The organism is Longimicrobium sp. (assembly GCA_036389795.1).
Lineage (GTDB): Bacteria > Gemmatimonadota > Gemmatimonadetes > Longimicrobiales > Longimicrobiaceae > Longimicrobium.
Window position 1 is genome coordinate 1 of sequence record DASVWD010000231.1, and the last position, 20,926, is coordinate 20,926.

21 protein-coding genes are annotated in these 20,926 nt (G+C 71.6%); 8 read left to right on the plus strand and 13 right to left on the minus strand.

Annotation, left to right across the window (positions count from 1 at the left end):
* Positions 1-1,214: diaminopimelate decarboxylase (lysA, locus tag VF746_27205; GenBank protein ID HEX8696135.1), on the plus strand; the 1,214-nt coding region annotated here is incomplete at its 5' end.
* A 139-nt stretch (positions 1,215-1,353) separates the two neighbouring features.
* Positions 1,354-3,018, plus strand: a complete 1,665-nt coding sequence (locus VF746_27210) for a hypothetical protein (GenBank protein HEX8696136.1) — start codon at positions 1,354-1,356, stop codon at positions 3,016-3,018.
* Between the two features lie 288 nt (positions 3,019-3,306).
* On the opposite strand, the gene VF746_27215 is transcribed toward VF746_27210, so the two are convergent.
* From VF746_27215 to VF746_27225, 3 genes are all read right to left on the minus strand, one after another.
* Positions 3,307-3,528 (minus strand): hypothetical protein, encoded by a 222-nt coding sequence (locus tag VF746_27215; GenBank protein HEX8696137.1) that lies wholly within the window; start codon positions 3,526-3,528, stop codon positions 3,307-3,309.
* 304 nt (positions 3,529-3,832) lie between these two features.
* Entirely contained in the window at positions 3,833-4,264 is a 432-nt protein-coding gene (locus VF746_27220; protein HEX8696138.1) for a PIN domain-containing protein, read from the minus strand.
* 3 nt (positions 4,265-4,267) lie between these two features.
* Positions 4,268-4,549 carry an AbrB/MazE/SpoVT family DNA-binding domain-containing protein gene (locus VF746_27225; GenBank protein ID HEX8696139.1) on the minus strand — a complete coding sequence of 94 codons (282 nt, stop codon included), beginning with the start codon at positions 4,547-4,549 and terminating at the stop codon, positions 4,268-4,270.
* Positions 4,550-4,722: 173 nt separating this feature from the next.
* On the opposite strand from VF746_27225, the gene VF746_27230 reads away from it, so the two are divergent.
* Positions 4,723-5,205, plus strand: a complete 483-nt coding sequence (locus tag VF746_27230; protein HEX8696140.1) for an ester cyclase — start codon at positions 4,723-4,725, stop codon at positions 5,203-5,205.
* A gap of 482 nt (positions 5,206-5,687) precedes the next feature.
* On the opposite strand, the gene VF746_27235 is transcribed toward VF746_27230, so the two are convergent.
* The 3 genes from VF746_27235 to VF746_27245 all read right to left on the minus strand — a co-directional run bounded on the left by VF746_27235 (position 5,688) and on the right by VF746_27245 (position 7,418).
* Complete coding sequence (locus tag VF746_27235) at positions 5,688-5,864, minus strand: hypothetical protein (GenBank protein HEX8696141.1); 177 nt, start codon at positions 5,862-5,864, stop codon at positions 5,688-5,690.
* A gap of 176 nt (positions 5,865-6,040) precedes the next feature.
* Positions 6,041-6,214 (minus strand): hypothetical protein, encoded by a 174-nt coding sequence (locus tag VF746_27240; protein ID HEX8696142.1) that lies wholly within the window; start codon positions 6,212-6,214, stop codon positions 6,041-6,043.
* A gap of 208 nt (positions 6,215-6,422) precedes the next feature.
* On the minus strand, positions 6,423-7,418 hold the full coding sequence (locus tag VF746_27245) for a winged helix-turn-helix domain-containing protein (protein HEX8696143.1): 996 nt from the start codon (positions 7,416-7,418) through the stop codon (positions 6,423-6,425).
* A gap of 489 nt (positions 7,419-7,907) precedes the next feature.
* Here VF746_27245 and VF746_27250 point away from each other — a divergent pair, with 489 nt between their 5' ends.
* The 3 genes from VF746_27250 to VF746_27260 all read left to right on the plus strand — a co-directional run bounded on the left by VF746_27250 (position 7,908) and on the right by VF746_27260 (position 11,364).
* Complete coding sequence (locus VF746_27250; protein ID HEX8696144.1) at positions 7,908-9,239, plus strand: hemolysin family protein; 1,332 nt, start codon at positions 7,908-7,910, stop codon at positions 9,237-9,239.
* Positions 9,232-10,593: a hemolysin family protein gene (locus tag VF746_27255; protein ID HEX8696145.1), complete on the plus strand. Its 1,362-nt coding sequence runs from the start codon at positions 9,232-9,234 to the stop codon at positions 10,591-10,593. The genes VF746_27250 and VF746_27255 overlap by 8 nt, the downstream gene beginning before the upstream one ends.
* A gap of 525 nt (positions 10,594-11,118) precedes the next feature.
* The gene (locus VF746_27260; protein ID HEX8696146.1) at positions 11,119-11,364 is read left to right on the plus strand and encodes a hypothetical protein; all 246 of its coding nucleotides are present in this window, start codon (positions 11,119-11,121) and stop codon (positions 11,362-11,364) included.
* A 150-nt stretch (positions 11,365-11,514) separates the two neighbouring features.
* Here the strand turns inward: VF746_27260 and VF746_27265 are convergent, their stop codons facing one another.
* The 6 genes from VF746_27265 to VF746_27290 all read right to left on the minus strand — a co-directional run bounded on the left by VF746_27265 (position 11,515) and on the right by VF746_27290 (position 17,897).
* A complete protein-coding gene (locus VF746_27265; GenBank protein HEX8696147.1) occupies positions 11,515-12,801 on the minus strand; it encodes a folylpolyglutamate synthase/dihydrofolate synthase family protein in 1,287 nt (428 codons plus the stop codon).
* Positions 12,802-12,969: 168 nt separating this feature from the next.
* Positions 12,970-13,851 carry an acetyl-CoA carboxylase, carboxyltransferase subunit beta gene (accD, locus tag VF746_27270; protein HEX8696148.1) on the minus strand — a complete coding sequence of 294 codons (882 nt, stop codon included), beginning with the start codon at positions 13,849-13,851 and terminating at the stop codon, positions 12,970-12,972.
* 51 nt (positions 13,852-13,902) lie between these two features.
* The gene (rodA, locus tag VF746_27275) at positions 13,903-15,138 is read right to left on the minus strand and encodes a rod shape-determining protein RodA (protein HEX8696149.1); all 1,236 of its coding nucleotides are present in this window, start codon (positions 15,136-15,138) and stop codon (positions 13,903-13,905) included.
* A gap of 153 nt (positions 15,139-15,291) precedes the next feature.
* Positions 15,292-15,768 carry a hypothetical protein gene (locus tag VF746_27280; GenBank protein ID HEX8696150.1) on the minus strand — a complete coding sequence of 159 codons (477 nt, stop codon included), beginning with the start codon at positions 15,766-15,768 and terminating at the stop codon, positions 15,292-15,294.
* A gap of 7 nt (positions 15,769-15,775) precedes the next feature.
* A complete protein-coding gene (gene mreC / locus VF746_27285; GenBank protein ID HEX8696151.1) occupies positions 15,776-16,849 on the minus strand; it encodes a rod shape-determining protein MreC in 1,074 nt (357 codons plus the stop codon).
* Positions 16,850-16,859: 10 nt separating this feature from the next.
* Entirely contained in the window at positions 16,860-17,897 is a 1,038-nt protein-coding gene (locus tag VF746_27290) for a rod shape-determining protein (GenBank protein HEX8696152.1), read from the minus strand.
* A 571-nt stretch (positions 17,898-18,468) separates the two neighbouring features.
* Between VF746_27290 and VF746_27295 the strand changes: the two genes are divergently transcribed.
* Positions 18,469-19,395, plus strand: coding sequence for a phosphotransferase (locus tag VF746_27295; protein ID HEX8696153.1), 927 nt, complete (start codon positions 18,469-18,471; stop codon positions 19,393-19,395).
* A 166-nt stretch (positions 19,396-19,561) separates the two neighbouring features.
* Here VF746_27295 and VF746_27300 read toward each other — a convergent pair whose 3' ends face one another.
* Positions 19,562-19,990, minus strand: coding sequence for a 6-carboxytetrahydropterin synthase (locus VF746_27300; GenBank protein ID HEX8696154.1), 429 nt, complete (start codon positions 19,988-19,990; stop codon positions 19,562-19,564).
* A gap of 174 nt (positions 19,991-20,164) precedes the next feature.
* On the opposite strand from VF746_27300, the gene VF746_27305 reads away from it, so the two are divergent.
* Positions 20,165-20,656 (plus strand): response regulator, encoded by a 492-nt coding sequence (locus VF746_27305; protein HEX8696155.1) that lies wholly within the window; start codon positions 20,165-20,167, stop codon positions 20,654-20,656.
* Positions 20,657-20,926: the final 270 nt, after the last annotated feature.

Genomic DNA, 20,926 nt, shown 5'->3' on the forward strand with positions numbered 1-20,926 from the left:
ACTGCGAGGACGTCCCCATCCCCGACCTGGTGGCGCGCTGGGCCACGCCGCTCTACGTCTACAGCCGCGGCAGCATCCGCCGCCGCTACCGCGAGCTGGACGAGGCGCTCGCCCCCGTGCCGCACCTGATCGCCTACTCGGTGAAGGCCAACCCCAACCTGGCCGTCCTGCGCACCCTGGCCGAGATGGGCGCCGGCGCCGACGTGGTCTCGGGCGGCGAGCTGCGGCGGGCGCGGCTGGCGGGGATCCCCGGCGAGCGCATCGTCTTCAGCGGCGTGGGGAAGACCGTCAACGAGCTGGCGCTGGGGCTGAACGAGGACATCTACGCCTTCAACGTCGAGAGCGAGGGCGAGCTGTGCGCGCTCTCGGACCTGGCGTGCGCCGTAGGGAAGAAGGCGCCGATTGCCATCCGCATCAACCCCGACATCGAGAGCCCCACCCCGCACGCCTACACGCGCACCGGCCACGCGGCCACCAAGTTCGGCATCGCGGCCGAGCGCGCGCGGGACCTGTACTGCATCGCCGCCAAGCTGCCGGGGATCCGGGTGCGCGGGATCGACGTGCACATCGGCTCGCAGATCCTGGAGGTGGAGCCGTTCGGGCGGGCGCTCGCGGCGGTGCTGGACCTGGCGCACGAGCTCCGGCAGGAGGAGATCCCGCTGGAGTTCCTGGACCTGGGCGGGGGGCTCGGGATCTCGTACACGGGCGAGCCGGCGGTGAGCGCGCGCGAGTTCGCCGAGGTGGTGCTGCCGCAGGTGGCCGAGACGGGGCTCAAGCTGGTGGTGGAGCCGGGCCGCTTCGTGGTGGGCGAGGCCGGCGCGCTGGTGACGCGGGTGATCTACGTGAAGGAGGGCGGGGGCAAGCGCTTCGTGATCACCGACGCGGGGATGAACGACCTGCTGCGCCCCAGCCACTACTCGGGGTGGCACGCGGTGGAGCTGGTGGAGGGGCAGGGCCGCGAGACGGGCACGGTGGACATCGTGGGCCCGATCTGCGAGACGGGCGACTTCCTGGCGCTCGACCGCGAGATGGAGGTGCCCAGGCCCGGCGAGCTGCTGGCGATCCACACGGTGGGCGCGTACGGCTTCGCGATGAGCTCGCAGTACAACCAGCGCCCCCGCCCCGCCGAGGTGCTGGTGGACGGCGACACCGCCACCCTGGTGCGCCGCCGCGAGACCTTCGACGACCTGGTGGCGGCGGAGGTGGGGCTGTAGGGGTCGCCGCCGCAAAAGGCGGCTGAAGCCGCGGCTACAACTGCAGAAAGCCTCGCAGACTGCGCGAGGCTTCAACAGCATCGGGTCAGCGCAGACCCACCTTTCGCTCTCCCTCTCCTGATCTCCTACCGCCCGACAGATGACGATCGCCACCGGTGAGGCGGGCTCTCCTCCGCAGGCGCGCGGCGCGCGGGTGGACGCGCGGCCCGGCGCGTGGGGGATGGGGCTCGCGCTGCCGCTGGCGGTGCTCGCGCTCGCCGTGGCGGCGGAGCTCGTGGCGATCCTCGTGCTGAACGGCGGGCGGCTCGTCTACTCGCTCGACGACCCGTACATCCACATGGCGCTGGCGGAGGAGATCGCGCGGGGGCACTACGGGGTGAACCCGGGTGAGGTCTCGTCGCCGTCGTCCAGCATCCTCTGGCCGCTGCTGCTAGTCCCGCTCGCCCGCACGGCGCTGGCGGGCTGGGCGCCGCTGCTGCTGAACCTGGCCGCCGCGACGGGGACGGTCGCGATCGGCGCGCGGCTGCTGCGGCTGGCGGCCGGGGACGCGCCGCCGCGCTCGCGCGAGTGGATGGCGGGGATCGCCGGCGTGGGGCTGATCGTGGCGGGCAACCAGCTCTTCCTGGTCTTCGGAGGGATGGAGCACGTGCTCCAGATCGCCCTGGCCGCGGCGGTGGTGCTGGGGCTGGTCGAGGAGAGCCGCACCGGGCGCGTGCCGCCCTGGCTGGCGGCGGCGGTCGTGGCGGGGCCGCTGGTGCGCTACGAGGCGCTGGCGGTGTCGGTCCCCGCGCTGGCGGTGCTGGCGCTGCGCGGCCACGGGCGGCGGGCGGCCCTGCTCGGCGCGCTGACGGCCGTGCCGCTCGCCGCCTTCTCCCTCTTCCTGCGCTCGCTGGGGCTGCCGGCGCTCCCCGCCTCGGTGCTGGTGAAGGGCGGCGGACTGGCGGCGGCCCCGGGGCTGCACGCGGTCGCGGTGAACGCGCTGATGAACTGGAACCGTCTCCCGGGGCGCCTGCTGGCCGTCACGGCGCTCGCGCTGGGGGTGGCGGTGCTCGCCCGCTCCCGGCCGCGCGAGGACCGGCTGCTGGCGGCGTTCGGCGCCGCCGTCGTCGCGCTGCACCTGGCGTTCGGGATGGTGGGGTACGGCGGGCGCTACGAGGCGTACGTGTGGACGGTGGCCGCGCTCTGCCTGGCCTGGGTGTTCCGCCGGCCGCTGGCGCGCGCGGCCGCGGCGGCGGGGCCGGTGCGCGCGGCGGCCGCGCTGGCGGCGGGGCTCGCCGTCTTCTGCGCCCTGCAGATCTACCTGGCGCTGATGACGCCGCTCGGGGCCAACAACATCCACGTGCAGCAGCACCAGATGCACCGCTTCCTCACCCAATACTGGCGCGCGCCGGTGGCGGCCAACGACATCGGCTGGCTCACCTACCGCAGCGACGCCCACGTGCTGGACCTGTGGGGGCTGGCCTCGGCCGAGGCGATGCGCGCGAGGCGGGCGCGCGGCGGGCCGGAGTGGATGGAGCGCATGGCCGCCGCGAAGGGCGCCGAGCTGGCGATGATCTACGACACCTGGTTCCCCCGGCGGCCCGCGAGCTGGCGCAAGGTCGCCACGCTCCGCCTCGACGGCTTCCGGTTCACCCCCGCCGACGACGAGGTGCAGTTCTACGCCCGCACCCCGCACGCGGCCGCCCGCGCCGCCGCGCTGCTGCCCCGCTTCGCCCGTACGCTGCCGCCCGGCGCAAGCCTGGAGGTGTTCCCGGCCGCGGACTCCGCGACGGCCGCGGGTGATGAATCCGGGCCGGACCGCTGATACCATTTTGCAGAGGATCGTTCGGGATCGAGATTCATGACTGAATGTCTCACACGGAGGAAACGGAGTTAACGGAGAACTGCGGGGGGTTCTCTGTTGACTCCGTTAACTCCGTGTGAGGCCTTTTCGTCGTTCGCCGGAGGATCAGAATCCATCCAGAACTATCCCTGGAAATTGGTATGAGATCGCCCGCTGCGAATGCACGAAGCCCCGCCTTCGCGGGCGGCGGGACCGCGCTTCGATGTTTCGCGCGGAACCGGCTCGCGAAGGCGGGGCTTCTCGCTCCTGTCAGCAGTACTGCGGATACTGGGTGGGGCAGGCCTCCGGGCTGTAGGTCGGGTCGCAGTCGGCGGTGCAGAGGCCTGTCTGGCAGGCGTCGTAGGCCGACCCGCAGTTGGGGCCTCGCTGGGTAGCGTCGTGGGCCGCCACGGTGCCGCGCGCGGAGCCCGCCGCCGAAGTCACGAAGCTCTGCACCTCGAGGGTCTCCACCGCCAGCTTGATCTTGCGCATCTCTCGCACTTCCCGGTGTGGTTCGTAGATGGGCGCCGGTCTTTCCGCCGCCCTGGCTGCCCGGCAGGCTCCATCCCGCCGGACAAGGGCGGAAAACGTAAATGATCGGCACGCGGTCCACAACCCGGCCCAGAGTGACAATCCGCAAATCTGCTGCGAAAAACGGTCGCAGCGCTCGATGTCTTCACTTGGCAATTTTCCCCAAAATGTCCGGATGCACCTGGTTCGCGGAGCCTCGATCTGACGTGGTCGCGGTCTGCGGCCCGGCTCCACGAAAATTCCTTCCAAGGAGAGAGCCCGGCGTTCAGCCGGGCTCGCTTATCTTCCGCTCCTGCTCCTGCTCGAACCGCTTGTTTATGTAGACGGCCGGCGGAAGCACCAATAGATTGCCGATCCTCTTCCCGAACCAGGCTCCGAAGTGCGTGCGATCTCCCGTGATCAGGTGCGTAGCCTCAGCAGCAATCGCCGCGCTGAGGATCGGCTGGTCCTTCTGAGGCAGCAATACATCGTCAGGAAGCACTGCGAAGCCTGCCTCCGCCACGAGCCGGGTCTGCCGAAGCAGCGCCTCCAACCGTTGTCGCTGCTCTTCCTGTGGCAGGTTACGCCGAGCTTCCTCCACCGCATAGGTTGAAGTCACCAGCTCCACCGCGGGAATTTCCCAGAGGAGTTGGAGCCGCGAACCAGCGCTGTAAGCTGCTGAGAAGAGGACGTTCGCGTCCAGGAAGAGAACGTCCACGCCTCAACGCCGGGTCGGCTTCTCGTGGGGAACATCTTCGGGGTTGATCCCAAGTCCCCGCACCTCCTGGACAGCGCGCCGGTAGTCTTCGAGGTCGACCGCGTTGTTCAAAAGGAACTCGGCTTTGCGAGCAGGCGTGTAGGCCTCGACCGGCAAGACAACTGCCGGGCGGAGGAGAATCCCTTCGTCGGTGGATTCGATCAGGACTGTCGAACCCTCGTCCAGGCCGAAACGCCTCCTCATGCCGGTGGGGAGGACGACCGTCCCCCGCTTGCCGATTCGCACGGCTTCCTGAGAACTCATCAGCACCTCGCATCTGAAAGTCTGAATTTCTGCAATTCAGAAATTAATCTCCTGTGCCTTCACTTCCAAGATGCTCCCAGATCCGAAGTGCGGCGGCGGGCGTATGGTTGGCGTCCGGTCCCGATTCCGCTCACCCGCGCCCCAGGAGAACCCCGATGGCCACCATCGAAGCCGAAGCCGCGCCCGCGCCGGGCGCCCCCACCGCAGAGGAGCGCCGCAACCGCGAGCTGGCGCTGCGCTGGTTCGCCACCATGAACGCCCGCGATCTGGACGCCACCGGGGAGCTGTTCGCGCCGGACTACCGGCTGCACCTCCCCGAGGCGCCGGAAGACCTGCGCGGCCCCGCGGCGATCCGCGCGGTGATCGAGAGCTACGTGGCCACCTTCCCCGACCTGCGCTTCATCGTGCTGGGCGCAGTGGCCGACGGCGACACGGTGGTGGTGCGCTGGCGCGCGGAGGGGACCCAGCGGGGCGCGCTGGGCGGGGCGCCCGCCACCGGCCGCGCCGCGGGCTGGACGGGGATGAGCTGGCTGCGCTTCGACGGCGGCCGCATCGCCGAGGACTGGGTGGAGCACGACACGCTGGGGATGATGCGGCAGCTCAGCCTTCTCCCCGCCCCGCCGGCGGGCGCGAGCTGACACCACTCGCGCAGAGCGTCGTTCGGGTACGAAAATCCTGAAGAAGATCTCATACCGGATTCCAGGAATCAGTGTGCAATCCGGTTCTTTCGCGAACCATGTCATTCCGAGCGGCGCCGCAGCACCGATCCGGATTTCACACCTCAGCTGGGCGGCGCCCGAGGAACCTACTCACCCCGCCCGGACGCTGGCTCCAAGCATCGGTCCGGCCTCCTGCCGGCCGCGAGTAGATTCCTCGGGAGCCCGGCCGACTTCGGTGGCGAACGCGAGATCAGCGCATCGGGCTCCACTCGGAATGACAGCTTCCCAATACACAGCGAATCTCGAAAAACGGTATCACACGGAGACGCGGAGACGCAGAGAACCCGCCGGGCTTCTCCGCGTCTCCGTGTCTCTGCGTCTCTGCGTGAGTCCAATCTGACAAAGAGACGCGGGAGCGCTGGTCACGCCCCCGCGTCTCTTCTCCGGGCTACAGCGGGCGATCAGGCGATCACGGTGCTGCCGCCGCCCCCACCGCCACCGCCGCCGCCCCCGCCGGGCGTGTTCGGGCCGGCCTGCAGCGTCAGCTCGCTGAGCCGGGGGAGGTCGCTCACCCGCGGCGCCTTCCACGCGCGGCGGACGGTCTGCGTGGCGTTCGGGGAATCGCTCGCGTTCTTCATCGCGGTGACGGGTTCGGCGTGGACTGGATGGACCGGAGCTCCGGTCGGCGGAACGGAGCCGCCCGCGGGGAGCGGCCGGCGCCCCCCGCAATGCCGGGAGGCGGAACGGAAGCGCGCGGCCCACGCCGGAAGAGGCAGGGCCGCGCGAATACGTCAGGGCTGCCGCGGCGGCCGGATCAGATGATCACGGTGCTGCCGCCGCCGCCGGGGCCACCCCCGCCGGGGATGCCCGGGCCGGTCTGCAGCGTCAGCTCGGTGAGCCGGGGGAGGTCGCTCACCCGCGGCGCCTCCCACGGGCGGCGGAGCGGCGCTGCGTTCGGCCCGGGACGGGGATCGCTCGTGTTCTTCATCGATATGGCCGGGTCGGGCGTGTGCTGGATCGACCGGGGTCTCGGTCGGCGGGGAGGGACTGCCTGAGGGACAGGCAACAGCCTAGCGCGTGAAGCGCCCGCGGTCAATGGTCCTGGCGCCGGGGCCGCGCGCGAGGGCGCCGCGGCCCGCCCCGGGTGCGCGCCGCGGCACGTCCGGGGCGGGGCGGGAGGCCCTGTCCGCGGTGAGTCAGGTGCCGAGCGTGTCCAGCGAGTCGAAGCTCCGCCCCCCCGCCCCGTTGCCCCCCACCCCGCGCGACGCCTCCACGTTCAGGCGGATGATCACCCCCAGCAGCTCGCGCGCGGTGTGCGGCGAGAAGGTGGGGGAGTGGGGGAGGAGCACCGGCAGCTGCACCTCGTCGCCCAGGCGCTCGCGCGCCGCGCGGGTGAGGAGCACCGGCTCGTCGGGGTCGAGGGCGCCGAGCGCCGCCCGGTCCTCCGCCACCACCAGGCGGATGCGGTCGGGGGCATCCTCGGCGTACATGGCGCGCATGCGCTCGCCGAAGACGGGCTCCTGCGCCACCACGGTGAGCGGGCGCTCGCGCAGGTGCCTCTGGATGGTCTCCACCACCTCGGGGTTCACGGTGAGCACCACGGCGGGGATCCCCACGTTCTCGGCCGCCTTGCGCACCAGGCGGGCGTGGTAGCTGGTGGTGACCACCAGGTCCACGTTGCGGATCTGCTCCTCGACGCCGTGGAACTCCACCGAGCGGTCGGGGCGCGGCAGCGGGTACGGCGAGATGTAGATCGGCACCGGCTCCAGCCCGAACTGCTCCTCGAGCTCGGTGGTGTAGGCCGTCATCTGGTCCAGGTTCGACTCCACGCAGCCGCAGCGCAGCCGCACGCTCACCGTGCAGCGGCGGATGAGGTCGGGGAGCTCGGAGATGGTCATGCGGCGCTTCCACGCCTCCACCAGCACCCCGGCCAGCCAGCGCGCCGTCTCGGCCAGCAGCTCGCCGCCGAACTGGTCCTGCGGGGCGAGGTACACCCCCGAGCGCCCGCGCACCTCCACCAGCCCCTCGGCCTCGAGGGTGCGGTAGGCCTGCGCCACCACCCGGTGGTCCACCCCCATCTCCCGCCAGAGGGTGCGGATGCTGGGCAGGCGGTCGCCCGGCCGGAGCTGCCCCAGGTGCAGCTGGTTCAGGATCTTGTCGCGCAGGCGGTCCGCCAGACCGCCGTCTTCCATGTCCAAAAGCTTCTCCTCAGTCAGGCTCCGCGCGGTTCTTTTTCGACCGAAGGGGCCTCAATGTAACGCCCGGGCCCTCCGTGCCCAAATCGCCCCCGTGAAAGACGTCTGAAATCCGTCCGATAACACAACCCCGGTACGGAAGTACGGAGTACGAAAGTACGGGGGTACGAAGTACGGGGTACGGGGTGCGACGGCAAGACGGCGACAGGGTGCCCAGCGTCACGCACTCACGCACTCACGCACTCACGCACTCACGCACTCACGCACTTCGTACTTTCGTACCTCGTACTCCATACGCTTTCCCGCCTTGCGGCCCGGGAGCGCACGACGTACCCTCCAGCGTTCACGGTGTGCCAGTTGCGCCGTCGCCTGCGCCCTGGCGTGCTCCCTGCGTCTTTCGACGCGCGGCAAGGGCTGGAGGGACCCCGTCCCCCGGCCCGCTTCCGCGCGGGGGCCGTCCCGCGCACTCCCACGCTCCGGCGAGAGATGACGCTCGGACCGTTCCTGGTCGTCTTCCTCCTCATCGCCTGCACCGCCCTCTACGTCGCCGCCGAGTTCTCGGCGGTGTCCGTGCGCCGCGCCCGCATCCGCCAGAAGGCCGAGCAGGGCAGCGGCCTGGCCGCCAGCCTCCTGCCGATCCTGGAGGACCCCCGCCGGCTCGACCGCTACATCTCCGGCAGCCAGATGGGGATCACCATCACCAGCCTGGTGGTGGGCGCCTACGCGCAGGCCACCATCGCCGTCCAGGTGCGCCCCCTCTTCCGCCGGCTGGGGGGCCTGGGCGAGGCGGCCGCCGCCTCCACCGCCACGGTCGTCGTCCTGCTGGTGCTCACCGCGCTGCAGATGCTGCTGAGCGAGCTGGTGCCCAAGTACCTGGCGCTGGCGCGGCCCACGCAGGTGGCGCTCTTCACCGTGCTGCCGATGCGCTGGTCGCTGGTGGCGTTCGCGCCGTTCCTCAAGGTGCTGAACGCGAGCGCGGCGGCGGGCCTCAGGCTCTTCGGGATGGCCGAGGTGGGGCACCGGCACATCCACTCGCCCGAGGAGATCGACCTGCTGATCGCCGAGAGCCGCGACGGGGGGATGCTGGAGCCCGACGAGCACCGGCGGCTCCGGCGCGCGCTGCAGCTGGGAGTGCGCCCGGCGCGCCACCTGATGGTCCCCCGCCAGCGCATCGCCGCGGTGGAGATCTCCACCCCCGTGGAGCGGGTGATCGAGCAGGTGGCCGAGAGCCCGTACACGCGCCTCCCCGTCTACCGCGGCGACATCGACCACGTGCTGGGGGTGCTGCACACGCGCGACCTCTTCACCCGCGGCCTGGGCGGGGCGCCGCTCACCTCCATCGAGCCGCTCATCCGCCCGATCCTCACCGTCCCCGAGACGGTGACGGCCGAGCAGCTCCTGGCCCGCATGCGCGAGCAGAAGACCCACCAGGCCGTGCTCCTGGACGAGTTCGCCGGCGTGAGCGGGCTGGTGACGCTCGACGACGTGCTCACCGAGGTGATGGGCGACGTGGGCGACGAGCTGAAGGGCGACGACCCCGCGCCCGAGCGGCTCCCCGACGGGCGGGTGCGGCTCCCCGGCTTCCTGCGCCTGGACGAGGCCGAGCCCTGGATCGGCGTGTACCTGGACGGCGAGAGCGACACCGTGGGCGGGCGGGTGACCGAGGCGCTGGGCCACGTCCCCGCGGTGGGCGAGACGGTGGTGATCGACGGGGTGCGGATGGAGGTGGAGGCGGTGCTGCACCACGCGGTGTCGTCGGTGGTGGCCACGCCGCGCCGCCCCCGCGGCGACGACGAGGAGGAGCGCGCCGGTGGATAAGCTCGCGGCGGTGGTGATCATCTTCCTGCTGGTGGTGGCCAACGGGCTCTTCGTGGCCGCCGAGTTCGCCATCGTGAGCGTCCCCCGCGTGGCCGTGGAGCGCCGCGCGGCGTCCGGCGACCGGCTGGCGGCGCTGGTGCTCTCCATCCTGCGCGAGCCCCGCAGGCGCGACCGCTACATCGCCACGGCGCAGCTGGGGATCAGCGTGGCCAGCGTGGGGCTCGGCATGTACGGCGAGCACGTGCTGGCCGAGTGGATCGCCGCGGGGCTGCACTCGGCGGGGATGGGGGAGGCGCGCTGGATCACGGCGCACGGGCTGGCCAGCGTGCTGGCGGTGGGGCTGCTCACCTACTTCCACATCGTGATCGGGGAGATGATCCCCAAGTCGGTGGCGATGCAGGCGGCCGAGCGGACGTCCAGGCTGGTGACCCCGCCGATGCTGGCGGTGCAGACGGTGGGGATGCCGCTCATCTGGTCGCTCTCCTTCATCGGCAACTGGCTGCTCAAGCTCATCGGCATCCACCGCGGCGCCGGCTCGCCCGAGCACGTGCGCACCCCCGAGGAGCTGCAGTACATCGTGCGCGAGAGCCAGGCGGGGGGGATGCTGCGCCGCGAGAGCGCCGACGTGGTGCAGGAGCTGCTCGACTTCGGCGACCTGACGGCGGGCGAGGTGATGGTGCCGCGGGTGCGGGTGGTGGGGCTCGAGGTGGGCACCCCGTTCGAGGAGGCGGCGCGCCTGGTGCGCGAGGCGCCGCACACGCGCTACCCGATCTACGAGGAGAGCCTGGACAACATCATCGGGATGGTCCACATCAAGGACCTCTTCCGGCGCCTGCGCAACCAGCGCGCGGTGCACGCCAACGACGCCCGCCCGGTCCCCTACATCCCCGAGACGGCCGACATCGACACGCTGCTGAAGGCCATGCGCGCGGCCCGCACGCAGATGGCGGTGGTGATGGACGAGCACGGCGGCACGGCGGGGATCGTGACCATCGAGGACCTCTTCGAGGAGGTGGTGGGCGACATCGAGGAGAGCGAGGGCCGCCGCCCCGAGATCTACCGCGACGAGCGGGGGCGGGTGGCGGCGGCGGGGACGGCGCGCATCGAGGACGTGGGCGAGTTCCTGGGCGTGGTGCTGGAGCACGACGAGGTCGACACCGTGAGCGGCCTGGTGCTGGACCTGGTGGGCCGCCCGCCCCTGGTGGGCGACGTGGTGGAGTACGACGACGTGCGCTTCGAGGTGGTCGCGGTGGAGGGCCACGGCGTGGGCGAGGCCGCGGTCACGCTCGTCAAGCCTCCCCAGGGCCCGCCCATGCGCCACGGCGAGGCGGAGCCCGGGGGCGAGGGGGAGTAGGCCCTCCTGGATCCGGTCGGGGCTCCGGGGGCTCGGGCGAGGGCGGCTGATGCCGATTGAGAATCTGATCCGGTAATCGGGCTCGTAGGGGCGAGGCCTGCCTCGCCCGCTGCCTGCCGCAACACCAAAGCTCGTCGAAGCGGGCCGGGCATGTCGCCGCATGATGGCCTTCGGCCATCCGGGCGAGGCAGGCCTTAGGCAGGCCTCGCCCCTACGGGAACTTCGATCGCGAATACCGAAGCAGATCGTCAATCAGCATAAGCCGCGGCGCCGCGGAGACAACGGCAGGAAGCCTCGCAAGCCCCCCGCGAGGCCGTGGGGCCGACCGGAGACGACCGGGACCTGTATCATTCCGTATACGCCGTCACGTTTCTTTTCAGGAGAAGGAGAATCTGTTCCATTGTTCCGTAAAACCAAGGAGTTACGGGTGAATATCGGGAGAGATCACGCCTATTGCTTTCTTTAAATGTCACATTTATCATCCCCGCACCCATCCTCTCCACACCTCTCGATTTCAGGAAGCCAATGCGAAAGCTCCGGCTCGACCTCGACGCGCTCCAGGTCGACAGCTTCACGGTCGAACCCGATCGCGTCTCCACCTCGGGCACCGTGCGCGGCAACGCCGCCACCGGGTACGACGCCACCTGCATCCCCTGCGAGCCGCAGGCGGATCCGCTGGGCGCGACGCTGGTGACGTGCCCCCCGACCATCTCCGACAGCGCCGACACCGCGTGCGCCAACTGCGCCGGCTACACCGTCGAGCCCTGCTGACGGCGGCGCACCACTTCGGCGAGGATCATCGGCAATCAAGATCCTGAACCCCGAAATCTCACACGGAGGAAACGGAGTCGGCGGTGGACCTCGCGGGGTTCTCCGTCGACTCTGTTTCCTCCGTGTGATGTTTTTGTCGTTCGCAGTCCGTCAGAAGACCGGGATCCCGAGCTCCGCCAGCGCGTCGCCCACGGTGTGGACGGAGCCGGTGACCAGCACGGTGCCGTAGGGCGCCAGCGTCTCCGCGCGCCCGAGGGCGTCCGCCAGGCCGGGGATCACGCGGACCGGAACCCGCACGCCGCGGAGGGACTGCGCCGCCCGCTCGGGGTCCCAGCGCCGCGAGGGGGGCGACGACGGCGCGAGGGTGAGGATGGCGGCGTCCGCGCGGGCGAGCAGCGGCGGGAGCATCTCCCCCCAGGCCTTGTCTCCCAGGATCGCGGTGACGAGGACCACCGGGCGCGGCAGCCGCAGCGCGTCGAGCGACTCCGCCAGGCTCGCGACGCCCGCCGGGTTGTGCGCCACGTCGAAGATCCACGTGGCACCGCGGACGTGCTCCACCTGCAGCCGCCCCGGCCAGCGCACCGCCGCGAAGCCGCGCGCCACGTCGTCCCACCCCGGCCTCAGGTCCTCCGGCAGCAGCCCCAGCAGCTCCGCCGCGAGCGCCGCGTTGCGCGCCTGGTGGAGGCCGACCAGCGGCGTGCGCACCGGGCGCTCGCCCCAGCGCCGCGAGCCGAGCCGGAATCTCGTCCCCTGCAGCGAGGTGGCGACGTCGCCCACGGCCGCCGCCTCGTCCAGGAGCGTGAGCGGGGCGCCCACCTCGTCCGCCTTCCCCCGGAGCACGGCGAGCGGCGCGGGGGCCGCCTCCCCGGTGAGGGCGGGGACGCCGGGCTTGAAGATGCCGGCCTTCTCCGCCGCGATCTCCTCCAGCGTCTCGCCCAGGTACTCCACGTGGTCGCGCGCCACGTTGGTGACCGCGACCGCCTCGGGGGCGACGACGTTGGTGGAGTCGAGCCGCCCGCCGAGGCCCACCTCCACCACGGCCACGTCCACCCCGGCCTCCGCGAAGCAGAGGAAGGCGATGGCCGTGGTCGCCTCGAAGAAGCTGGCGCCGGTGCGCTCGATGTCGGCGCGGAGCCGCGCCTCGCACGCCAGCAGCAGCTCGCGCTCCACCGGACGGCCGCCCACGCGGATGCGCTCGTCGAACGAGACCAGGTGGGGAGAGGTGTAGAGCCCCACGGTGCGGCCCGGGTGCGCGGCGCGCAGCGCCGCCTCGCAGAGCGCCGAGACCGAGCCCTTCCCGTTGGTCCCGCCGACGTGCAGGCAGCGAAATCGCCGGTGCGGGTCACCCACACCGGCGAGCAGCTCCAGCGTGCGCTCCAGCCCCCAGCGGATCCCGCCGGTGGGCCGGGCGAACAGCCATGCCCCGGGGTCGGACATGAGTGCGAAGTGCGAAGTGCGAGAGTCTTTTAGTGCTTAGTCCTTTAGTGCGTTAGTGCTCGGCGCACGGGACGGAGCGCGGCATCGGGCGCGAAGGTCCACTAAGGACTAAGGACTAAGGACTAAGGACTAAAGCACTTAGTACCCGCACCTCGCACCTCGCACTCCCTACGCCTCCACCGCCGCCCCCGCGTAGTCCTCCGGCACCGGCAGGTTCATCATCAGCCGAAGCAGCCGGCCGATCTCGGACTTCATCCGCCGGCGGTCCACGATCAGGTCCAGCATCCCGTGCTCCAGCAGGAACTCCGCCGTCTGGAACGCCTCGGGGAGCTCCTGCTTGATCGTCTGCTCGATCACCCGCGGGCCCGCGAAGCCGATCAGCGCGCCCGGCTCACTGACGTTCACGTCGCCCAGCATGGCGTACGAGGCCGTCACCCCGCCCGTGGTGGGGTCGGTGAGGATGGAGACGTAGGGGAGCCCCTCCTCGTGCAGCTGCGCCAGCACCGCCGAGGTCTTCGCCATCTGCATCAGCGAGAAGATCCCCTCCATCATCCGCGCCCCGCCCGACGCCGAGACGATCAGCAGCGGCGCGCGCTTCTCCAGCGCCCGCACTCCCGCGCGCGCCAGCTTCTCGCCCACCACCGAGCCCATCGACCCGCCGATGAACGAGAAGTCCATCACCCCCAGCGACACCGGGATCCCCTCCAGCTTCCCCTCGCCCGTGATCACCGCCTCGCCGTGCGCGCTCTTGCGCTCGGCCGCCGCCAGGCGCTCGCGGTACGGCTTGAGGTCCACGAAGCCGAGCGGATCCGCCGAGCGCAGCTCCCGGTCGGTCTCGCGGAAGGTCCCCTCGTCGGTCAGGAGCGCCACGTAGCCGCCCGCCGACAGCCGCAGGTGCCGCCCGCAGTTGGGGCACACCTGCCAGTTCTCCTTCAGCTTCTCGCGGTACAGGATCTCGCCGCACTGCGGGCACTTCTCCCACACGTCGCCCGCGAGGTCGCGCCGGTCGGCCGCCTGCAGGCGCGTCTTGGGCTTGCGGAACCATGCCATATGAATTGTCCTGAAAGGGACTTTGGAGCGGAGAGGCGCCGCCCCGGCGCGCTAGCGGCCCGTCTCGGCCGCCACGCGCTGGACGATCGCCATCGCCAGCAGGTTCACCAGCAGGAACGAGCCCCCGTAGCTGATGAAGGGGAGCGGGATGCCGGTGACGGGCATGATCCCCACCGTCATCCCCACGTTGACCAGCACGTGCGCGAACCAGCTCCCGAAGATGCCCACCGGCACCAGGGAGGCGAACGGGTCGGTGGAGCGCTCGGCGATGCGCACCAGGCGCCAGAAGATGAGCCCGAAGCAGGTGAGCACCGCCAGCACGCCCAGGAAGCCCAGCTCCTCGCCCACCACCGAGAAGATGAAGTCGGTGTGCTGCTCGGGGAGGAAGGCCAGGCGCTTCTGCGAGCCGTCGGTCCACCCCTTCCCCAGCCACCCGCCGCTGCCGATGGCCACCCGCGACTGGATCAGGTTGTAGCCGGCCCCGCGCGGGTCGATCATGGGGTCCAGGAACACCATGAAGCGGTTCTTCTGGTACGGCTGCAGCTTGTTCCAGAGCGGCAGCGCCGCCGCGCCCGCCATGGCGTTGGCCAGCCAGATCGACACCTTCTCGGAGAGGAAGGCGTCGCGGCGCAGCAGCAGCACCAGCAGCAGGACGATGTAGACGCCCCACGCCACCGGGCTGATGGAGACGAAGAGCGAGAGCACCGGGCTCACCAGGAAGAAGATGGTGGCCAGCGGAGTGCCCGCCCAGAAGAGGCACCACACCAGGATGGAGGCGAACACCAGCGCCGAGCCCAGGTCGGGCTGCAGCATCACCAGCCCCATCGGCAGCATCACCACCACGATCGGCTTCCACAGCCCCCAGAGCGTCTTGGGCGGCTCGCGCCACTCGCCCAGCACCCGCGCCAGCATGAGCGCCGTGGCGATCTTGGCCATCTCGGCGGGCTGCAGCCCCACGGGCCCGAAGCGGATCCAGCTCTTGGTGCTGGCCGCCGTCCCCTCGCCGCTGCCGATGAAGAGCGCCAGCATGAGCAGCACCAGCGACAGCGCGTACGCCGGTTGCGCCGCCCACTCCAGCCACCCCACCGGGATGCGCAGGATGAAGGGGATGCAGAGCAGCGCGATCGTGAACCACATCAGCTGCTGGCGCCAGATCCCGGTGACCACCCGGCTGGGGACGTCGAGCACCCCGGCGCTGTAGATCATGGCGATGCCGAAGATCGCCAGCGCGATCACGAGCCCGAAGAGCACCGGGTCGCCGAGCTGGATCGTGCGGTAGCGCCTCACCGCGGGCCTTCCGTGGGGTACTTCGCCATCCCCGTCCTTCCGTTCACCCTAACTCGATGGGAGAGCAGCAGATCGAACCTCTGCCCCTACTGCCGAATCCGTGCCGTCGCGGCAACCCGGACGACGCCCCGGGAGGTCGGGCACACCCCGCCCTTACGCCACGGTCCGGTAGAGCGTCACCGCGCCGAGGCCCGCCGCGGCGGCGTAGAGGCCGCCGAGCAGAGCGGGGATCAGGATGGCCACCGCGGGGCCGCCGCTCCCCTGCACCGCCAGCACCAGGTACACCAGGAGCTGGTAGGCGATGGTCCCCACGAAGAGGAACGCCACCAGGTTGAGCGGGTCGTCGCCGGCCAGCACCTCGCGCGAGCGCGAGCCCAGGTACCCCAGCACCGCCAGCGCCAGCGACGCCGCCCCGAAGAGGAACGGGTTGGCCGAGCCCTCCAGCAGCCCCAGGAGCACCCCCAGCCCGGCGGCGCTGCCCGGCTTCATCCGCCGCGAGGCCAGCAGCAGCGCCACCACCAGCAGGTCGGGGGCGTAGATCCCGAGCCCCAGCCCCACCCGCAGCACGAAGTGGACGGCCACCAGCGCCGCGATGAAGGCCGTGAACTGCCACCGCGTCCCCTCCGTCATCCTCTCCTCACCTGCGGGTGGTGTCGCGCGGCGGCTGGAACCCGGGCGGCACGCGCTGCTCGCCGGGGAACACGGGGCGTCCGGGGAGCTCCGGCGTGGGGTCGCGCGGGCGCGGGCGCGGGGCCTGCGGGCGCGCCTGGGGGCGCCCCGGCTGCGCGGGCGAGGCGAAGTCGGGGGCCACGGCGCGCGCGGCGGTGTCGGCCACCGTGGTCTCGGTGAGGCGGATCCCCCAGGCCGTGGCCAGGTCCTGGTCGCTGGGGGCGCGCACCGGGTCGCCCAGCACCAGCACGTGCGACATCTGCGAGGGGCTCACGTTGGGGCGGATCCAGTAGGTGCGCTGCCAGCCGCCCTCCTGCTTCCCCTGCCCCGCCACCTTCCCCACCGGGATGCCGCGGGGAAAGAGCGCCCCGTCGCCCGAGGTCACCACCAGCGAGCCGGTGTCGGGGACGGTGTGGAACGCCACCGGGGTGAGCGCCAGCATCCGCTCGCCGCCGGGCCCGTCGGCCGGCTTGGCGATCCCGTACGTCTCGCCGTCCACCGTCATCACCGCCACCGCGAAGCGGTCGTGCGTCCAGTCGATCCCCACGCTCGAGCTCTCGCCCAGGCGCCACACCTTCCCCACCAGCCCCTCGGCGGTCACCAGCGCCGCCTCGGGCTTGATCCCCTGGCGGGCGCCCACCGACAGGCGCAGCGTCCCCCCGCTCCCGGGCCCGCCCACGCGGTCGGCCTCGGCGGCCACGAACGAGTAGGTGAGCCGCTCCCGGAAGCCCAGGAGCGAGCGCAGCTCGCGGTTCTCGGCGGCCAGGTTCGACTGCCCCACCAGGAAGCTCACCAGCGAGTCGCGCTCGGCGCGCAGCCGCGCCGCGTCGGCGTAGCGCCCCTCGCGGTCGGCGGAGGTGCTGTTCATGGCCATCACCGGGCGCAGCACCGTGGCGCGCACCGCGTGCGCCAGCGCGTCGCGGTACACGTCGGGGAGCAGCAGCAGCAGGAGCGAGAGCGCCGCGAAGGCGCCGGCCACGGCCAGGTCGCGCTTGCGCGCCCGCTCGCCGGTGCCGCGCAGGTAGGGGCGGAAGGCGCTCATGGGAAGAACCTCACGTGGTCAGCACTCCGCGGTACTTGGCGATGTCGTCCAGCACGCGCCCCGCGCCGCGGACCACGCAGGTGAGCGGCTCCTCGTCGACGTGGATCGGCAGGTTGGTCTCGCGGGCGATCAGCACGTCGAGCCCGCGGATCAGCGCCCCGCCGCCGGTCATCACGATCCCGCGGTCCACGATGTCGCTGGCGAGCTCGGGCGGGGTGATCTCCAGCGCCCGGCGCACCGCCTCGACCACCGCCTGGATCGGCTCCTGGATGCACTCGCGGATCTCCTGCGAGTGCACCCGCACCGTCTTGGGGATGCCGGAGACCAGGTCGCGCCCCTTGACGTCCATCTCGCGCTCCTCGCCGGTCGAGAAGGCGCTGCCGATCTGGATCTTGACCGCCTCGGCGGTGGCCTCGCCGATCATCAGGTTGTAGTTCTTGCGCAGGAAGGTGACGATGGCCAGGTCGATCTCGTCGCCGCCCACGCGGATGCTGGTGTCGCAGACGATCCCCGACAGCGCGATCACGGCGATCTCGGTGGTGCCGCCGCCGATGTCGATCACCATGTTGCCGGTGGGGGTCTCCACCGGGAGCCCCACCCCGATGGCGGCCGCCATCGGCTCGGCCACCATGTACACCTCCTTGGCGCCCGCGGCCGCCGCGCTCTGCCGCACCGCCCGCCGCTCGAGCTCGGTGATCCCCGAGGGGACGCCGACCACCACGGTGGGCTTGAGCTTCAGGAAGCGCTTCGACGTCACCGTCTCCAGGAAGTAGCGGAGCATGATCTCGGTGACGTCCACGTCGGCGATCACGCCGTCCTTGAGCGGGCGCACGGCCGTGATCCCCTCGGGGGTGCGGCCCAGCATGCGCTTGGCCTCCAGGCCGATCCCCTTGATCTTGTTGGTGGCCTTCTCCATGGCCACCACCGAGGGCTCGTTGAGCACGATGCCCTCGCCCTTGACGTAGATCAGCGTGTTGGCGGTCCCCAGGTCGACGGCGATGTCGTTGACCGGGAGGAAGCTGCCCTTCTTGAACCAGCCTAGAGCCATTGCGGTCCGAGACTTTCCCGCCGGCGCCGGGGTTCGCGCCGGAGACGTTGCGGGCGGCGGCCGCCCGGGGTGCGTGGGAGGGTTGCGCGAAAGCGGCGAAAAGCTACGCCCGCACGGTGTTGCACGCAACCCGAGCCCGCTGGGTGCCCCCGGCGCGCCGCGCGGGCACCGATGCACGGCGTGTGCCGGGGCTTTTCGAGGTGTTGGGGGGAACGGACCGGAAGATACTACGTTCACCGCGTGGCGGAAAGTGGACGAGCGCCCGCGCCCTCCCGTCACGTCCGTCTGGCGATGGACCGAGCCGCTCCGGGGCCGGGGCCTGATCCGTCATTCTGAAGGAGCCGCCGCGCCGAACCGCGTCCGCACCGAAGCCTGGGCGGCGACTGAAGAATCTGCTTCGCCCGCGAGCGAGGCCCGTCCGTTGCGGCCACCCACGTGCCACGGTGAGTAGATTCTCCGGTCGCCGCCCGACTCCACCGCGCTTGGAAGGCTCGGCGCAGCGGCTCCCTCGGAACGACACCGTCTCCGTACGGCGCGGTGAGGGGTGAGATTCGGTGTTCCTGCTGACGAGATGACTTCCGACGACCGTCTTTCCTCCCTCGCCGGGGCGCTGGAGGCCGCCTTCCCCGACGCGGGCGCCGTCCGCCCCCTGCGCGTGCTGGGCGAGGGGTTCAGCAGCGTGGCGGTGGCCACCGCGGGCGGCGTGGTCTTCCGCGTCGGCCGCATCCCCCTGGCGGCGGAGGGGTACCGGCGCGAGCGGCGGCTCCTCCCCTGGCTCGCGCCCCGCCTCCCGGCGCCCGTCCCCGCGCCCCGCTGGCACGCCGAGCCCTCGCCCGCCTTCCCCCACGGCGCGCTGGGCTACCCGCTCCTCCCCGGCGAGCCGCTCCACCCCGCCCGGCTGGCGCAGCCGGACGCCAATCGCATCGCCGCGGACGCCGCCGCCTTCCTCGCCGCGCTGCACGCCGTCCCGGGCGCCGAGGCGGAAGCCGCCGGAATCGAGGCCGTGGAGCCCTTCGAGCCGCGGATGGCCGGGCTCCGCGACGCCGTGCTCCCCGTGCTGCGCGAGCGGCTGGCGGCCGACGAGCTCGGGAGGGTCGCGCGCTGGTGGGACGCGCTCCTGGCGGATGCGCGGATGCGCGCGTACGCGCCCGCGCCGCGCCACGGGGACTTCTGGTACGAGAACCTGCTGGCGGAGGGCGGGCGTCTGGCCGGCGTGGTGGACTGGGAGGACGCCGCGCTCGGCGACCCGGCCGAGGACTTCGCCCCGCTGCTCTACCTGGGGCGGGACTTCGCGGAGCGCGTGCTGGCCGCCTACCACGCCCGCGGCGGCCGGGTGGACGGGGAGGTGCGCCACCGCGCCGCGCGGTGGTGGGAGGCGCAGGAGTTCATCGGCATCCGCTACTCCGTCCGCCACGGCGACCGCGAGGAGCTGGAGGACTCGCTCCGGAAGCTCCGCGCCGGCCCCCTCCTCGACCCCCGCGCCGCCCGGTTCGACTGACGACGGTCCGCCGGGCGATGTCTGTCCAGGCGCACCGCACCGTCCGCATGCGCCGAAGGAGCCCGCGCAGGCGGGCTTTTCGCCGTTGTTGCCGCGGGGCCGCGGGTTCACCCGCCCGGCGAACGAGGGGCCGCAGAGTGCGCGGAACCGGGCCTTTCGCGGAGGGTCAGGAGGCGCCGTCCGGCCCCGCGTAGTCGACGAAGAAGTCGGGGCTCTCGTGCAGGCGCAGGCGCACCAGGCGGGCCGGCGCCAGCCGCGGCGCGATGCGCTCCCACAGGAGGAGCAGGATGTTCTCGCTGGTGGGGACCAGGCCGCCGGGCGCGAACTCGGGGACGGCGTGGTTCAGGTGCTGGTGGTCGAGCGGCGCCACCACCTCGCCGAGCACGCGGTCCAGCGCGCCCAGGTCCACCGAGAAGCCCGTCACCGGGTCCACCTCGCCCGCCACCGTGGCCTCCAGCAGGTAGTCGTGCCCGTGGCCGTGCGGGTTGCTGCACGGGCCGAACACCTCGCGGTTCTCCTCCTCGCTCCACTCCGGGCGGTGGTAGCGGTGCGCCGCCGAGAAGCGGACGCGGCGGGTGAGCTGCATCTCGGGCATCGGAGTCGGCCTCGCTCGGGGCGGCTGGTGGCGCGCCATTGTAACCGGGCCGGGCCCGCGGCGACAGCGGCCCGGCGGCGCAGGGATGGTCGGGATCGGGGTATGCTCCTTGCGTAAACGCCAGACGCCCGTCTCGCAACGCCGCCCTGCGGTCTCTTTCACCCATTCCCGCAGATGTCCCCGACGCTCGCGACGTCCAGCGCCGCCGAACCGCATCCGCTTCCCGGAAGCGACGCCGCCTCCGAGGCGCGCGTGCGCCCCGGGGGGATGCTGCGGCTGCCCCGGATCGCCGCGGAGGGGGGGAAGGCGCCGGCGGTGCTGATCGCCGAGGACCACGAGGACAGCCGCGACGCCCTGCGCACCCTGCTGGACGCGCTGGGCTACCGGGTGTACGTGGCGGCGAACGGGGAGGAGGCCGTGGCGGAGGCCCGCGCCCGCCGCCCCGACCTGATCCTGATGGACATGATGATGCCGCGGGTCGACGGCTTCCAGGCCACGCGCATCCTCCGCGCCGACCCCGAGTTCCGGGACGTGCCGATCATCGCCGTCACCGCCATGGAGGGCGCGCGGGGGGCGGTGCTCGAGGCCGGCTGCAGCGACCTGGTCACCAAGCCCGTCGACATCCGCGCCTTCATCGAAAAAGTCCGCGTCTGGCTCCCGGCCTGACCGGCGCCGCTCCGGAAGATGCAGCAGCCCCGCGGCCCGACCCGGCCCGCGGGGCTGATCGTTTCATATCGAATCCGATCGATCGGACCATTTCTGCAGGGGATCGTCGGGATCGAAATCCGTAACTGAATGTCTCATACCACTTTGCAGAGCATCGTTCGGGTACAGCTTTCTGATAGAGCATCACACAGAGGACACAGAGGACACAGAGGACACAGAGAAACTTCAATCGCGTCTTCAGTTCCTCCGTGTTCTCTGTGTCCTCTGTGT

Bases quoted from the DNA above. Each gene is read 5' to 3' on its own strand.
- VF746_27245 (HEX8696143.1), bottom strand. From the start codon at position 7,418: ATGGAAGACGGCGGTCTGGCGGACCGCCTGCGCGACAAGATCCTGAAC.
- VF746_27210 (HEX8696136.1), top strand. From the start codon at position 1,354: ATGACGATCGCCACCGGTGAGGCGGGCTCTCCTCCGCAGGCGCGCGGC.
- mreC (HEX8696151.1), bottom strand. From the start codon at position 16,849: ATGAGCGCCTTCCGCCCCTACCTGCGCGGCACCGGCGAGCGGGCGCGC.
- accD (HEX8696148.1), bottom strand. From the start codon at position 13,851: ATGGCATGGTTCCGCAAGCCCAAGACGCGCCTGCAGGCGGCCGACCGG.
- VF746_27240 (HEX8696142.1), bottom strand. From the start codon at position 6,214: ATGAAGAACACGAGCGATCCCCGTCCCGGGCCGAACGCAGCGCCGCTC.
- VF746_27300 (HEX8696154.1), bottom strand. From the start codon at position 19,990: ATGCCCGAGATGCAGCTCACCCGCCGCGTCCGCTTCTCGGCGGCGCAC.
- VF746_27265 (HEX8696147.1), bottom strand. From the start codon at position 12,801: ATGTCCGACCCCGGGGCATGGCTGTTCGCCCGGCCCACCGGCGGGATC.
- VF746_27305 (HEX8696155.1), top strand. From the start codon at position 20,165: ATGTCCCCGACGCTCGCGACGTCCAGCGCCGCCGAACCGCATCCGCTT.
- VF746_27260 (HEX8696146.1), top strand. From the start codon at position 11,119: ATGCGAAAGCTCCGGCTCGACCTCGACGCGCTCCAGGTCGACAGCTTC.
- VF746_27215 (HEX8696137.1), bottom strand. From the start codon at position 3,528: ATGCGCAAGATCAAGCTGGCGGTGGAGACCCTCGAGGTGCAGAGCTTC.
- VF746_27290 (HEX8696152.1), bottom strand. From the start codon at position 17,897: ATGGCTCTAGGCTGGTTCAAGAAGGGCAGCTTCCTCCCGGTCAACGAC.
- VF746_27280 (HEX8696150.1), bottom strand. From the start codon at position 15,768: ATGACGGAGGGGACGCGGTGGCAGTTCACGGCCTTCATCGCGGCGCTG.
- VF746_27230 (HEX8696140.1), top strand. From the start codon at position 4,723: ATGGCCACCATCGAAGCCGAAGCCGCGCCCGCGCCGGGCGCCCCCACC.
- VF746_27250 (HEX8696144.1), top strand. From the start codon at position 7,908: ATGACGCTCGGACCGTTCCTGGTCGTCTTCCTCCTCATCGCCTGCACC.
- VF746_27235 (HEX8696141.1), bottom strand. From the start codon at position 5,864: ATGAAGAACGCGAGCGATTCCCCGAACGCCACGCAGACCGTCCGCCGC.
- VF746_27295 (HEX8696153.1), top strand. From the start codon at position 18,469: ATGACTTCCGACGACCGTCTTTCCTCCCTCGCCGGGGCGCTGGAGGCC.